The sequence below is a fragment of the Leptothoe sp. EHU-05/26/07-4 genome (assembly GCF_043421015.1).
Classification (GTDB): Bacteria; Cyanobacteriota; Cyanobacteriia; order Phormidesmidales; family Phormidesmidaceae; genus Leptothoe; species Leptothoe turfae.
The window spans coordinates 945,114-960,618 of record NZ_JAXSQV010000003.1 but is presented as its reverse complement, the minus strand read 5'-3'; the positions used below and the strand labels follow the sequence as shown (position 1 = coordinate 960,618).

At 44.8% G+C, this 15,505-nt stretch carries 10 protein-coding genes; 1 reads left to right on the top strand and 9 read right to left on the bottom strand.

What is annotated here, in order from left to right; genetic code table 11:
- Positions 1–13 precede the first annotated feature (13 nt).
- The 6 genes from U2F10_RS11910 to U2F10_RS11885 all read right to left on the bottom strand — a co-directional run bounded on the left by U2F10_RS11910 (position 14) and on the right by U2F10_RS11885 (position 7,783).
- On the bottom strand, positions 14–742 hold the full coding sequence (locus U2F10_RS11910; protein ID WP_499060210.1) for an LOG family protein: 729 nt from the start codon (positions 740–742) through the stop codon (positions 14–16).
- 27 nt (positions 743–769) lie between these two features.
- Positions 770–1,924, bottom strand: a complete 1,155-nt coding sequence (locus U2F10_RS11905) for a hypothetical protein (RefSeq protein WP_499872206.1) — start codon at positions 1,922–1,924, stop codon at positions 770–772.
- 402 nt (positions 1,925–2,326) lie between these two features.
- Positions 2,327–2,794: an Hsp20/alpha crystallin family protein gene (locus tag U2F10_RS11900; RefSeq protein ID WP_163668630.1), complete on the bottom strand. Its 468-nt coding sequence runs from the start codon at positions 2,792–2,794 to the stop codon at positions 2,327–2,329.
- 231 nt (positions 2,795–3,025) lie between these two features.
- Entirely contained in the window at positions 3,026–4,582 is a 1,557-nt protein-coding gene (locus U2F10_RS11895) for a bifunctional aminoglycoside phosphotransferase/ATP-binding protein (RefSeq protein WP_499872205.1), read from the bottom strand.
- A gap of 220 nt (positions 4,583–4,802) precedes the next feature.
- Complete coding sequence (locus U2F10_RS11890; RefSeq protein WP_163668626.1) at positions 4,803–5,222, bottom strand: response regulator; 420 nt, start codon at positions 5,220–5,222, stop codon at positions 4,803–4,805.
- A gap of 2 nt (positions 5,223–5,224) precedes the next feature.
- The gene (locus U2F10_RS11885; RefSeq protein ID WP_499872203.1) at positions 5,225–7,783 is read right to left on the bottom strand and encodes an HWE histidine kinase domain-containing protein; all 2,559 of its coding nucleotides are present in this window, start codon (positions 7,781–7,783) and stop codon (positions 5,225–5,227) included.
- 569 nt (positions 7,784–8,352) lie between these two features.
- On the opposite strand from U2F10_RS11885, the gene U2F10_RS11880 reads away from it, so the two are divergent.
- Entirely contained in the window at positions 8,353–12,555 is a 4,203-nt protein-coding gene (locus tag U2F10_RS11880; protein WP_499872201.1) for a chemotaxis protein CheB, read from the top strand.
- 335 nt (positions 12,556–12,890) lie between these two features.
- On the opposite strand, the gene U2F10_RS11875 is transcribed toward U2F10_RS11880, so the two are convergent.
- The 3 genes from U2F10_RS11875 to U2F10_RS11865 form a co-directional block, all read right to left on the bottom strand.
- Complete coding sequence (locus U2F10_RS11875; protein ID WP_499872199.1) at positions 12,891–13,316, bottom strand: response regulator; 426 nt, start codon at positions 13,314–13,316, stop codon at positions 12,891–12,893.
- 17 nt (positions 13,317–13,333) lie between these two features.
- Positions 13,334–14,518 carry a PAS domain-containing protein gene (locus U2F10_RS11870; RefSeq protein ID WP_499872198.1) on the bottom strand — a complete coding sequence of 395 codons (1,185 nt, stop codon included), beginning with the start codon at positions 14,516–14,518 and terminating at the stop codon, positions 13,334–13,336.
- A 308-nt stretch (positions 14,519–14,826) separates the two neighbouring features.
- Entirely contained in the window at positions 14,827–15,375 is a 549-nt protein-coding gene (locus U2F10_RS11865; protein WP_499872196.1) for a HigA family addiction module antitoxin, read from the bottom strand.
- Between the last annotated feature and the right edge of the window lie 130 nt (positions 15,376–15,505).

Here is a 15,505-nt window from a genome sequence, read left to right as displayed (position 1 = left end):
TTACACCAATGGTCTAAGCGGCGGGGTGTGCCTGCTGCCAACGTTGCTGAGAGGCCCGGAGAATTGCGATCGCATCTTCATACCGCTCCACACAGCGAGGGATAGCCATATCGGCTGGATCAATCATGGGCGTTTGCTCATCAAGCATGCTGGTCTGGGTCCAGTCCAATAGACCTTTCCACATGGAACCAACCAAAATAAACGGTGTTTGATCGAGTTTACGCACTTGCAGTAGCTGCCAAATCATCAGCGCTTCTAAGGTTGTGCCAATACCACCTGGCATCACGACAAAAGCATCCGACATTAGAACAAAGTGGTGTAGTCGAGAGAAAAATGTACGATGACAGTAAGCCTCTTCCACAAATGGGTTAGTGGCTTGCTCGTGTTTTAAATCAACTCGAATTCCAATGGATTTGACCTGATCATTGGGGTCGGCTAAGACACTACCCTCATTCGCTGCCTGCATTAAACCAGGGCCACCCCCCGTGACAATGTCACAGCCCAGTAGGGTTAATTCACTTGCTAACTGCTTAACCTCTTGATAGAGTTCGCTCCCTGGTGCCATACGAGCCGATCCAAAAATTGTGACCCGATAGCGAGCTCGCTTAGGAGGACGTAGGGCTGTTAAATTGTTCACCACCTCCCACAGACCTAATATTGATTGTTCTACGACTTCGAAAACAGCTTTGCTATCTGTTTCTATGGCTGTTGATAAACCCCTGAAATGGTCCGAATCAGCCATTAGGCATCTCCAGTAGCGACCTATCCATTATGCCCAAACATCGTCCATTTCGGGTATTTCCAATAAATCGGTCTGGTCACTATCGGATGAACCATTATTTAAGGCAGTTTGTTTAAGTGGAGGATGTTTCGCCAGGGATAAACTGGGTTTAATTTCATGTGTCTGACGATGGCTAGGCTGCTGGCTAGTATCTGGATTATTTATTATGGGAGATGGCGGCGCAGCATCTAGACGAGTTTTAGTCACTTTCCAGGCAGTCTGAGCACCAAGTTTACCAACTTTTACAAACGTCCATGTACCTCGCTGATAGATTTTGTCTTTTCCATGGCACTTAGGCTTAACTCCCATCAGTTGCTCAATCTCGTCAGTGGTCAGCAACCACTGTGCTGTTGCCGCCCGCTCTAACACATCCATATACCACAGTGGATTTGTCGTATGGGATTGAGCCATAATGGTTTGATTGAGTTGGTGTAGCGCCTGTGATATTTCAGAAATTGCATCCGCCAGTTGCTGATTCACCTTGAGCTGTAATGACGTGGTCAGCGGCTGTGTGGACACTATCGGCTGTGATGGGCTGCCGCCTTCATCTTCGTTAGCAACGTCCTTAGCGTTTGCCACCTTAGAACTCTGGTCTGTATTTTCTGTTGCAGAATCAGCTGTTTTCAAGGGTACATGGGAAGACTCTTTTTGCAGCTCAGGCTGAAAGGCGTGAGCTGCAATCCATGCTTGGTTGAGCTCATCTGCCAGATGTTGTAAATAGTCGGCTGACTCATCTGATCCTTGTTGTTTAAGTTGTTGAGCCACCTGTTGCATCTGATGGACCAACCCTGGTCCAATTAAATCATGGTGCTTGGCTAACAGACGTTCTTTATCGTCTTCTGAAGAACTTAACAGATCCTGTATCAGGGCTAAATATGCCTGGAATTTATCATCTTCTGGTTTGGGTATTGGCGTTTCTTTAACTAAAATATGGTGAAGTTTTGCCGCCCAATTGTGTAAAAAAATAGCAGCCTGGCGATTGCCCTCTCGCAACAATTGTGAGGCCACTTGTTCCATGACTTGAAGCAGCTCAGAATCCACTAAATGCTCATGCTGCTTAAGCCGAATCCATTCTTCACCTTTGGGGCAGGTTAACAGTTCTTGAATAAGATTCAGATAGGCGTTGAGACGACGCTGTTGCATGGAAATATCCTCTTGATAAAATTATTTGTAGGGGCGTACGGTATTACCCCCTCTGCCTTTAGAGGCTACGGTGTACACACATCTAGAAGATAATGTCCCAAAAGGTATACCTGACCTTGAATTGGCCCTCATCCTAAATCCTTCTCCCCCAGGGAGAAGGACTTTGAGGCCAGGCCCCCCTTCTCCCCCAGGGAGTAAGGGGTTGGGGGATGAGGGCTCGATACTTGGAGCCACTCTCCGACTTCTGTATACACCGTAGCTGCCTTGAGAGGGGGTATCGATCGTCAGTGCTATATCTCGATACCCCCTTCCCCAATGGTTCCCCTAAGCCCTTTGGGCAGGCTTTGCCAACGTCAGGGGAACCACATCGCCAAGCCTCTGGAGATGGGAGACTGTTAATCCTTAAGTGGCTTTAATTTTTACGGTTTTAGAAGCAGCAACGTCCGATTTGGGCAGCACCAGGCGAAGGATGCCATTGTTGTACTCAGCTGAAACAGCATCTTTGACAATATGGCTAGATAGGGGAATCACACGCTCAAATTTGCCATAGTGAAACTCAGAGCGAGTAATGTTATCTTCTTCTGTCTTCGACTCAGATTTGCGCTCGCCTTTAACGGTAACCGCTGTATCAGTTACCTCAATATTGAGATCATCCGCTGTCATGCCAGGGACTTCAAACTTAAGATGGATTTCAGTATCGGTTTCGTCCATCTCAGCTGATGGCATAAAGCTAAAACTAGCTTGAGCGTCAGAGGGACCAGGGGTAAATTGGGCAAACAATTTATCCAGCTCTTTTCTCAGTGTTTCCATTTCGCTGAAAGGTTCCCAATGTTCGATTTGACGGAATGGTTGCCAGTGCGTGAGTGTCATAGTAAACCCTCTAAAAAACATTTTTTTATAGGGTCAGCCCTGGTTGGTCATAACTCCATAACCTCCAGGCGAACCCTTAACTTTATGGTAGGACGCAAAATTGAGGAATTTATGGGGCCAAAACATAGGAGTACGGAGACCGGAAGCAAAAGTCAATGGGCATATATTCTGCCTCCTGCCTCCTGATGCCCCACCCAGCCGAGATTTTCTGGCTGACGTTGATGTCCAGCCTTAACACTCAGGGCTTTCAGCAGATGATGTGTAAGCTGTCACAGAGCCCATCTTGGCTGCTAGAGCTTGAATGCTTTCCCTTAAATTCATGTTGGTGTCAAGATATGTGGCTAGGGATTCTTCTTCGTGAGTTAATGCTTCTGCAGTTACTTTTTGCTTTGTCAATAACTCGCTGGTCGCATCAGAAATGTCATCTTTGCGCTGTTGCAGTCGCTGGCAAATGACACCGAAAGGCGCTTGGCACACAAGAATCGAGACGGGAATCCTTGACGCTTTGGCCTGAGTCAGGACAGCTTGCCGAGTAGCGATGCGATCGTATTTTGCATCGAGAATAACAATATGCCCGAGTTTTGCTAATCGGATACCTAAATCACCCAAGCGATCATAGGTTCTTTGGGTCATCTCTGACGTGTATAGATTCGCATCTCCTCGCTGCTGGAGTGACATCCCTGCCAGGTGTTTACGCACGGCATCAGAACGAATATGGAGTGCATTGGTGAGCAGGGCCAACTCCTGGGCTACGGTGCTTTTACCGACCCCAGAAAGCCCTGACATCAGGACTAGTTGTCCTGAGTGTAGCTGGGTATAACGCCAAGCCAGGGTGTAGTAGGCTTGGGACTGGGTTTGGATCTGCTCTTTTTTCTCAGCATCAATGGTGGGATCGTCCAAAAGAAACGAAGTGGTTTTTGCTCGAACATAGGCTTGGCGACTAAGGTATAGCGGTAAAACCTCTAACCCTTCCCAATCACCCGTTTCCTCTAGATAGGTATTAAGAAAGAGGTTACCCAGGTCATAACGTCCATGGGCATCACAATCCATCACTGTAAATGCCACGTCATACATGGTGTCTACGTATCGAAATGCTTCGTTGAACTCAATACAATCAAATAGAAAGATACGGTCTTGCCATAGGCAAATATTTCTCAGGTGCAGATCGCCATGGCATTCACGAATCTTTTGTTGTTGGATACGCGTTTGAAAGCGCTTTTGATGCTCAGTAAAAATTCGATCCGTATACTTTTGAGTGTCTTGTAGCTGCTGTTGGGTTTGACCACGACCAATATACGGTAGGCTCTGGGCATAGTTTTCATCAAATGCCTGACGAATCTTGACAACAGTGCCAAATGACTGAATGTAGTCGCTAACCATAGCGCGCTGATGGAAGACCGCCACTTGATGGGCAAGTCTTTTGATCAACGCTGGAGTTAATTTACCCTGAGTCAATAAATCAGAAAATAGAGAACCCGAGGGGAACTGATGCATTTTGACCGCATATTCAACCGGTTCTCCCTGCTCTAAAAGACTGAACTGTTCTCCCCGCTGATAAATGGGGATAGCGGCTAAATAAATTTCTTGAGCGGTGCGTTGATTTAACCGTAATTCTTCTTCCACATAGTGTTTGCGAGCTGCCAGGGTCGTATAGTTAAGAAAGCCATAGTTCACTGGCTTTTTGACCTTATAGGCATAGTTTCCTGTCAATAGGACATAGGCAGTGTGGGTTTGTACCAGTTCAATCTTATCTTGCGTCCAGTGAGGATAGAAACTGGGCCATAGCATTTGTTGAATAAGAGGAGGAAGCCCCTGAGAGATCACTGCATACCTACCTATGAAAAGCCTACAGATATTTATTGCCTCGCTATACTATAGGATAGTAGAGCAATAATATGAGTATGTTGTGAGGGCAGAAAAAAATTAAATATAGGTCATCGGTAGTGCTATGACCTAACATAGGTATTAAGAAAATATAAGGCTAAGAGCCTGAAACTTTGGGTCGAATCTAGCGATTTTCTAAGGATGGCTGTCGATTCGCTAAACACTGGTTAATAATGTCTACTAAGTGATCGGGGGCAATTGGCTTGTAGAGAGTTATATTTACACCTGTCCGTTTGGCGAGTTCTAGAGGCGTAGATTTGCTATAAACTCCGGGCTTGTATCCACTCACCCCGATGATATAAGGTGAGCCGTCATACTCCATTTTTAGTCGGGCTAGAAGTGTCAGCCCCCCTTCTGGAACAAACCGGCCATTCTGTTTAATCATCATGTCCATAATCACTATATCGGGCTGAATAGCTGTTGCGATCGCTAATGCATTTCGTATAGTTGTGCAACAGCAGACGTAGTGATTATAGGTTTCTAGTAACTGTCGCCATTGCAAGGCCAAGGCCATGTTGTCTTCAAAAATAAGTACGGTAGCCATAATCAACTAAGCAGGTCACTAACGAGTTTTTCTAACTTTGATTCATCAATGGGTTTTTTTAGGAGCGGCACCGACTCCAAGGAATTGGGAAGAGCGTGCTTGGAGTTATAACCTGTGGTAAAGGCAAACGGTATACCTTGTTCAAGCAGGAAGTTAGCAATTTCAAAACTTGTTTCCTGTTTCAGATCAATATCCAATAAACAGAGCTGATAGCTTTCTTGCCGCAGATATTTAAAGGCGCGAGCGACGCTGGGGGCTGAGGTGATCGATTCTAATCCAATCTTTTTTAAAATACTTTCCATCTCCATCGCAACTAACAAGCTATCCTCTACCACTAATACTTGAATCTGTTCCATGGGCTTGAGTCGGTCAGTTTCTGGTACATTCGCCAAAGGACTAGGCTTTGTACCTCCTGCTTGACCCCACCGAATAAGATTATTGGGCAACCAAAATTCAGCCCTGATTCCAGAGGATAGAAAGTGGATCGTAGCCTCGCCCTCAAATTCATAGGGAATAGCTCGTTCAATTAGATCACGACCGAACCCCCGTCGCTGGGGAGGAGTCACGGTGGGGCCACCCGATTCTTGCCAGATCAGCTTAATCCCACCATAGTGTTCATACCACTGCACAGTCACATTGCCTGATGTAACTGATAAAGCACCATATTTAGCGGCATTGGAGGTGAGTTCATGGATCACTAAAACAAATGTTGGGACAAAATTGGCCTTGAGGCCAATCACGGGACCCGTCAGGGTTACCCTAGGGACTATATCGCTCAGGTAGGGGCGTAATTCAATAGCGAGTAAATTGCGTAAATTGGGCCATTCTAACCCATAGCCTGTGACTAGATCATGGGCAGCGGACAACGCGGCGATGCGGCTTTTTAGGGTTGTTGTATACTCTTCTAGAGAATTTGTAGACATTTCAGTTTGGCGAGCTATTGAGCGAATTAACGCCAAAATGTTTTTAACCCGGTGATTCAGTTCTGCCACTAAAAGATTTTGTTGACGTTGTTGAAAGTCTTGGATTTTAATTCTGGCTAAACGAATCAATTCAGTTCGGATCTCTAGGGCAATATTCAGGTCCGAAGGTGTCCAGGGGGCACAATGGCCCTTAACAATTTGCTTGTACTCTTCAAAGGAGCGTCTTGGGCGTAACTTAGGTTTAGGGCTATCTTCTACGAGCTCTTTACTCTCTGGATTACCTGCCCAGCGAATATCGCTAAGAATCTCATTTCTGAAGAAAATCAGATACAGGGGGGCATCGGAAGGAATTGTAAAGCATAGGCCCCCGGCACTACTGCCCCATGTTTTCACATCAGGCATATCAAGGTCCTGTAGACACTCAATAGTCGTGATATCGGTCTGCCCATGGTCATTATGGTGGTTTGCCAGGGCTAGAACTGTTGAAGTTGAGGGACTATTCCCGTAGCTCGCTAATACCTGTTGCTCACTGATAAAGGCTACGCCATGGGCCGATAGCAGCTGACAAAAGGGTTGGCTAGCTTGAATGATGATCTTGATCCAGTCTTTGGGTGTGGCTTGATCCGCTTGAATAGAGAAAAGCTTGTCTAGTATGGATGCTGCTTGTTTGCGATCGCGAAATCGTTCTTCAGCCAAGATTTGCTGGAACTGTAAGGAAAATAATTGCCTAAATAGTTCAACAACAGTGCGAAGATCGGGGGGGATTACCTTGGATTGTCGGTGGTGTAGGGCAAACAATCCCCACAGTTGCCCCTGCACTGTAATGGCAATGGCCATACTGGCAGTGACCCCCATATTCTTTAAATATTCACCATGGATCAACGATGAACCCCGAATTAAAGCCAGAGACAAGTCGAGGTCAGCTTCTGTTTTATCCAATGCCAGGATCGGAGCCATAGGGGCATGAACATCTGCCACAACACGAACACCTGTTTTCCAAAACAGACGACGGGTGGTATCTGGAATATCAGACGCCGGATAGCGTAAGCCTAAATAGGACTGAGAACCTGGACTGCTGGCTTCTGCGACAACTTCTCCGGACCCATCTGGTAAAAAGCGATAGGCCATCACCCGATCAAACCCAGTGGTGTTGCGTAACTCCTTTACAGCGAGAGCCAGCAATTGCTCTGAGCTAGACGTTTTCTCGAGCATTAATTGAGCTCGCATTAGGAGTGGAGTATGGGTATCCAGGTTTTCAGTAACAGGCTCTAGCTCAATCAAGGTGTGGGTGGAGCTACAATGGACACTCACATCAAGCCAGCATCCATGAATCTCATAAATTCCTAATCGATGGCGTTGAGTGGTAATTGTCGATAATCCGCAGGCATTATTAAGGTCATGAACGAGCGTGTCGGGTAAAATCGCATCTAGCGGCTGTCCCAAAACATCAGCACTTATCTCGTCAGTCTCATGTCCCAAGAGGTTACTCAGGTTATCGGAAACGTGGGTAATATACTCTAATGCACGGTCAGTGGCTAATAGTGCGCCAAAAGACTGAATTACTCCTGGGCTATGAATAGGTTCCTGAGCACAGGTAGTTAGCGCAATCTCCCATTGTTGAGCAAGGTCAGCAGACATAAGGTAACTCGTCTTTGTCGCGCAAAGTGTTTATTAATACATTTCACGTTATATCGTCCCAGTCTATTCGTGTTCTTATGAATTATTTTCAAATTTCTGGAGTTATGCCCAAGGGTAAGGTCATTGTTTGACATATGTTTGACCCTACAAAAAACATAATTTTAGACATAAGTAGGTTGTCACCATTAGCTATCCGATATCATAGCCCCCTTTGCCCAATTCTGGGGGAGACCAAGCCCAAAGCCCTCAGAATTAGGGTTTGGGGGTAAACTCGCAGAAATTAAACAACTGGTTGGCAGTGTATAAGGAACTGAGCTGACCTACTTAGGTCTAAACTTTAACAACTGCATGTCAAGAAAAAATTAGGTGATTGAGAAGATTTCAATCATAAAAGAATCATAAAAAGCTCTAGGTTTGATCAACTAAATGTTTCTAGCTCTGTTACGCTAAAAAGCTAAGGAAGAAAAAAGAAAAAATAATAGAAATATTCCGAGAATATACTGAGGTGCCATTAGAAACATTCCTATTATTTTGAGAAATTGTCTGTCCCCCCTGACTAGAACACATCAATGGTAGATACGATTGATAGACAAACTAGCACTAGCTTTTTGATTGTCGGTATTGGTACGTCTGCAGGTGGGTTGCGTGCCCTCGAAGATTTTTTTGGGAATATGCCCAGCGATAGTAACGCTGCTTTTATCGTTGTTCAACACCTGTCACCTGATTACAAAAGCTTAATGAGTGAACTGCTCAAACGACATACCGACATGGATGTTCAACAGGTGACAGATCAGGTGTCCCTATGCCCTAATACTGTTTTCTTGATACCACCGGGTCAAAATATGGTACTCAAGGACGGATGTTTGCATCTGACGCCACAGGAACGAGGTCGGGGTCGTCAGCCTAATTTACCCATCGACTTATTTTTTAAATCTCTGTCTTTGGAGAGTCGAGAGAAGACTATCAGCGTGATTCTATCAGGAACCGGCAGCGATGGTTCACAAGGGATTCAGGAAATCTCAGAAAAGGGTGGCATTGTCCTGGTCCAGGCTCCAGAAACAGCTGAGTTTGACGGCATGCCCCAAAGCGCTATCTCCACCGGAGTTGTTGATCTAATCTTGCCTGCCAGTGAACTGGCTCAAACGACGTATCAATTAGTGACCGCCCCGAACGGGTTGCAAGTCCTACGGGATAATCTGCAAAACCAGCTAATCCCTATCCAGCTACAAAAAATCATCAATATCATTGAGCAACATGATGATATTGATTTTGGTCATTATAAGCCCAGCTCGATTACTCGACGTATTCGACGACGATGTTTGATTGCAGGTTATCAAGATTTAGATAGCTATATCAGTCGATTAAACGCCTCAAAAGAAGAGCGCAACTGCTTGCGTAATGATTTATTGATTACTGTCACACGTTTTTTTAGAGATGCAGAGGCGTGGCAATTTTTAGAAAACAATGTTCTACCTGAACTACTTGACAGATTTTCCTCAGGACAGACGCTGCGTATTTGGATTACAGCTTGTGCCACGGGGGAAGAGGCCTATTCCATGGCCATCTTAGTCAGAGAACTGCTGGATCAACGCCAGCTGTCTATCGAAGTTAAGATTTTTGCTACGGATCTGGATCAAGTTGCTTTGAATAAAGCATCTTTAGGGATTTATCCAGCACCAATTGTTAATGAAATCGGTGAAGCTCGTGTCAGTCGCTTTTTTACCTCTAGGAATGATGGCTCCTTTGAGGTATCGCGAGCAATTCGAGAGATGATTATTTTTGCCAATCATAATTTGGCTAAAGACGCAGGATTTACCCAGGTGGACTTGGTGACTTGCCGTAATGTCCTGATTTACATGCAAACTGATCTTCAAGCTCAAGTCTTGAGAAATCTGCATTTTGCCCTGAACGTCAATGGTATTCTGTTCTTGGGTGAGTCAGAAACCCTAGGCATTCTTGAAGAAGAGTTTGACACTTTACACCGGAAGTGGAAAATCTATCAGAAATTGAGAGATGTCAAGCTATCCTTATCCACAGGAGCGTTTGCGGCCTTAAAGATCAATAGACCCCAGCTTCAAGTTGCTCTTTCAGATAAAAACTCTCGCTTTGATCCGCTGTTGGAGCAAGCTTTCAAGACTCTCTTAAATCAACGTGAAGCCACTTGTCTACTAGTCGATCGACAGATGCAATTGCTGTATGTGTGTGGTGACACATTAAGTCTCTTAAGGGTGCCCGATGGCAGACAATCGAATGATCTAATCGAGATGCTTCCGCAGTCACTACAGCTACCGCTCAGTACTGCATTGCACCGCATCTGCCAGGGGAGAGATAGTAGAGTTTGCTATAACAGTTACCAGATTAAAGAGCCTGAATACGAGTGTTTGACGGTAAATGTAGAAGTGAGCCGCCAGGCTGCCAATCGTAAGACAGGTGAGTTTTTTTTAATAGTCATTTCTCAGGAGAGCGGGCCTGACACCGCCCTACCTTCAAACCAGTTTGAGACCAGTGACGATACTGCTCAATATGTGTTGCAATTAGAGAGAGACTTGCAGCATACCCGCGAAAATCTTCAGGCTACTATTGAAGAATTAGAAACAACGAACGAAGAACAACAAGCCACTAATGAAGAACTAATTGCATCTAACGAAGAGCTGCAAAGTACTAACGAAGAACTACAGTCCGTTAACGAAGAGCTTTATACTGTCAATGCTGAGTACCAGTCTAAAATTCAAAGTCTAACTGAGCTCAATAATGATTTAGATAATCTGCTAAGCAACATTGAGGTTGGCGTCATTTTTCTAGATAATGGGCTGCGAATTAGAAAATATACGTCTGCGGCTACTGTTGCCTATAACCTGGTTGCCAACGATGTGGGTCGACCCATTGGGCACTTATCTCACAACCTGGAGAATCTTGATTTGCTGGTTGTGCTAGAGCAATTTAGAGAGCAGAGAAAGACTATTGAACAAGAGGTTCAGGTCAAGCACCAGGGACCCCATTTACTGATGCGGATTCACCCGTACTTGGCAGAAAATCAAACAGTTGATGGGGTGATCCTCACGTTTGTCAATATTGATGAAATTAAACGCACTCAGCTACGCTTAGAGGCCGCTGAGGCCAGGTTAAGTCAATCCTATGAGATTCTAGAACAAAAAATACAAGGGCGCACCGCTGAATTAACCGCCAGTCAAGAACGCTACGATCTGGCGGTTAAAGGGGCTCGGGTGGGTCTTTGGGATCGGAATCTTCTAACCAATGAGAATTATATATCGCCCCAATATGGAGAAATTCTGGGGTATGAAGACGATCAAGATGAACTTCAAAATTGGCATACTGCATTTGAATCAAAGCTGCATCCCGATGACTATGGTCGGGTTATGGAGGCCTTGAATAACCATCTACAGCATCGGGTTCCTTATCAGGCAGAATACCGCATGCGTAAAAAAAACGGCGACTATTGTTGGGTTTATGCCAGGGGGCAAGCTATTTGGGATGAGTCGGGCAATCCGGTACGGATAACGGGTTCAGTGATTGACATTAGCGATCGCAAAGCTGCCGAAAAAGAGCTACAGGATAGCGAGGCACGCTACCGCAACCTGTACGAAAGCACTCCAGCAATACTATGTTCTATCAACAATGAAGACGAATTAGTTAGCATCAGTCATCACTGGCTGCAAACGTTTGGATATGACCATACCGAAGTGATTGGCCGTAAATTTACAGAGTTTCTGACTCCAGAGTCTCGTCAATACGCTGTAGATGTGGTTATGCCAGATTTTTTGGAGAATGGAGTTTGTCACAATATTCCATATCAATGGATATGCAAAGACGGTAGTATTCGTGATGTATTACTATCTGCAACCGTTGAACAGGGTACGTCCGGCATCTTGCCTCGTTCCTTAGCAGTGCTGAGCGATGTCACAGAACACAACAAATCTCAGGCCGAGCTTGTTCGCTACCAAGAGCATTTGGAAGAATTAGTTGAAGGCCGAACTGCTGAAATTAAACAAGCCAACCAGCAACTACAAGCTGAAGTTCTAGAACGGCAACGAGCTCAAAGTGAACTGGCCAACCGTGCCCAAGCCTTAGAACAGTCCAATGCGGATCTAGAACAGTTTGCCTACGTCGTTTCCCATGATTTACAAGAACCACTGCGGGCCATGACAGTTTTTGCACAACTGCTAGAAGGGGATTATGGTAAGCAACTAGACGCCACAGCCCATGACTATATTGGTCATATTGTCGAGGGTGGCATCCGCATGCATGGGTTAATTAATGGCATTTTGGCCTTTTCACGGGCTACCCATCGTGAGATTACCTTTACAGCTGTGGAGCTTGAGCAAGTATTGACCGCTGCTATCAAAAACTTAAGCTCTGCCATTGAAGAATCTCAAGCGGTCATCACCCATGATGTCCTACCCAGCCTTAACGTAGATGAACCCCAGATACTACAGCTATTTCAGAACCTGATTAGCAACGCCATTAAGTTTCGAAGGGCTGAACCTCCCCGCATCCATATGGGTGCTGAATGGAAGAACAATCAATGGACCTTTAGTCTGCAAGACAACGGCATCGGTATACCCAAAGAACAACAAGAGAGAACCTTTGGCCTGTTTCAACGTTTGCATACCCGCGAAGAAAAGGAAGGCTATGGCATCGGTCTAGCCGTCTGCAAAAAAGTTGTAGAACGACATCAAGGCCACATCTGGCTAGAGTCAGAACCCGGACAGGGCTCAGCCTTTTATTTTACCCTTGGAATGCCAAAGGGTTAGTTGTTACATAAAGCACCAGCTATTTTCTCGACGCCCGATGCCCCATTCCCTAACGTCGGCACCTGTAGTATCCCCTTCGTGCTCACAATGGTAGCAACCTTTCAGGCTGTCTTAATATTTAGGCAGCTCTACCCCTAACAACAGTAGGTACAATAATCTTGTATACGAAACAAAGGTAGTAGACTTAGTATTTTACAGGATAGGTACTCAAGTCTTTTCACGGCAGATGCCTTACTTCGTATATTCCATTAGCAAATACTCTCTAGTAGCTATAGGTTTTGGCTGCTAGAGAGTATTTTTTATAGGAGTGTTTAAGTTACTACCATATACATCACCTATAGCAACTGTACCTTGGCAGTTTTAAGCCAAAAATCATAGATATGCTGAGCCGTTAATTTATACTCTTCGAGAACAATTGGTTTAGCAATATAGGCGTTTGCATATAGCTCATAGCTCTTGGCAATATCATCCTCCCGCGAAGAGCTAGAAACAATAATCACTGGGATCCTTCGCAGCTGATGATGGCCCTTGATTTCCTGTAGCATTTCATGGCCAGATTTACGGGGTAAGTTGAGATCCAACAGAATCAACTGAGGTAAATCGGCCATTCCATTCCTGAGCAACTGTTCCAGCCAGTTCAGAGCTTGAATACCATCCTTAACAATCTCGATATGTCCCGCATAACCAATACACCTAAAAGCTGTGAGCATAATAGCCGCATCTGTCGATGAATCTTCCACTAAAAGAATAGGAGCATCCATGAACCAGAACCACCCTCTTAAACACCCATAGCATCATTCATTCTAGTAATCAGCAGCACCTTAATTCGCACTACATTTGTAGTCGGGTGATGCTCCCCCAAATTCTCTTCAAATAGAGCTAATGCCTCCTGATAAAGAAATTTAGCTTTCTTATAACGACCTTGATTATCATACAGTGTGGCAAGCTGATAAACATTTGCCATTACATCAACATGGCTATTGCCTAAGAGCCATTTACGCATCATCAAGGTTCCTTCTAATAGAGAAACCGCTTCATCTGGTTGATCTTGTTCGAGGTGAAGGTTGGCTAAATTAGAGAGAATGCCAATTGCAATGTAGTGCAGCGTTGATTGAGTCGCATCCTGGCCCTGCTGAGATGTGTGGGCCAACTGCGTTTTAATACTCATGTCGGTTTGACAGCCCACCAGACGATAAGCAACACCGGCTGGATCCCACATGGCTGTTGCCCGGGTTAACACCCAAAGATAATCCCCATTTTGATGTTGAATGCGATACTCACAATGAAATGGGGATTGCTGCTGCTGCTGCAAATAATTATTTAACTTTTTATCAAAGAGCTCTTGATCCTCTGGATGAATGCGCGATAGCCATTCATCAGGGTTGTCACTAAGGGGTATATGTTCTAGCCCCAGGAGGGATTTCCACTGAGGAGAATAGTAAATAGAGTCTGTTGTTAAGTTCCAATCCCAAATGCCATCGTTCGCTTCCTGAGCAATTAATGCGTAACGTTCTTGATCTTGATTGAGTCTTTGGCTAGATTCTGTTCGCTTAATTGCATACTGAATACGTTGAACAAGTTGATGGCCCACATTAACATAGCCTAGTTGCTTTAGGTAAGCTGGAGAGAAAAAATCGGATTTGACCACATAATCCTGAACGCCTGCTTGAAGCGCGGCCTCTACAACCGTTTGATCCTGGAGGCCCGTGAGCACAACAATAGGTGTCTGAGGTGCCAACTGCTTTAATCGTTTAATTAGAGATAAGCCTTCCCCATCCGGTAAATGCAAATCTAACAAAATAATATCAAAGGTATTAACTTCTAATACAGTCAGTGCCTCATTAAAGCGACGAACATGATGAAATATAGGCTTGTCAACACTTGCTAAGTTGATAATTTTTTTCACTAGCTGAGCATCAGAGGGGCTATCCTCCACAAGGAGTGCATCAATAGTTGATTTCATAGGTTGCGACGAAACGGTATATATACAGAATGATGGGTAACAATGATCCAGATTTCTGGATAAGCTGTTTAGAAAAAGGGTTTTGAAAAAATGTTTGAGTATAATTCAATCTTTGCCTGATAACACCTACTGTTTAGCGGTTAATTTAACTAAAAAAGTTAAATTAAATATTCTTGTTATAGATTACCCACATTATCAAGAACACTATCGGGGTGGGACCATAGAGCCTTAAACGAATTTTCGTTGGGACGGTAATATCGTCGTTGGCTGATTGTCGAGGCTCATGTATACGCTGAGCTACTTATTGGCTATGGTGCTGACACCCGTCTGGCCATGGGGTATTCAGAGGTCTCTTGTGTCAAGGTATTCACCCGGGCAATATTAAGGCCATAAAAGGTCTGCCCATATTGTTGATGAGTGGTTACAAGTGCAGCAGTCTCAAGCGACTGAAGATGTAAAGAGAGCTGATCCTGGGGCATTTTTAACTGCTCACATATATCCTCCAGAGCCATCTCGCTCTCCTCTAGCAACTCAAGGATTTGCACCCTAATTGGAGTCGACAAAGAATGAGAAGAGGAAAAAGCCTGTCCAAGGGTTGATACATCCAGGGTTTGCTCAGCCTCCCAAAGAGAATAGTGAGACTGCATACTCAACCAGAAATAGGCACTGCTTCCTAGAACAGCCGATAAGCGTAAAGCCATTTCAGGAGTGACAACAATCTCCTTATTCAGCAGCTTTTTCACAGTTGATGGATCAACATTTAATTTTCCCGCTAGTTTTGTATATCTGATTCCTAACGGCTGCAAATATACATGGGTGATAAACTCTCCGGGGTGTAAAGGTTTCGACATGTTCATACATAATAAGCCTTGTAATCACGAGGTTGTTAGTTAGGGTGTATACAAGGCAGAGAAATTTAGATGTACACGTGCCATCTTAGAAGATCTCCTCCTGTCGAAAAGTTCTAAGACTCTAAAACTCCTTCAC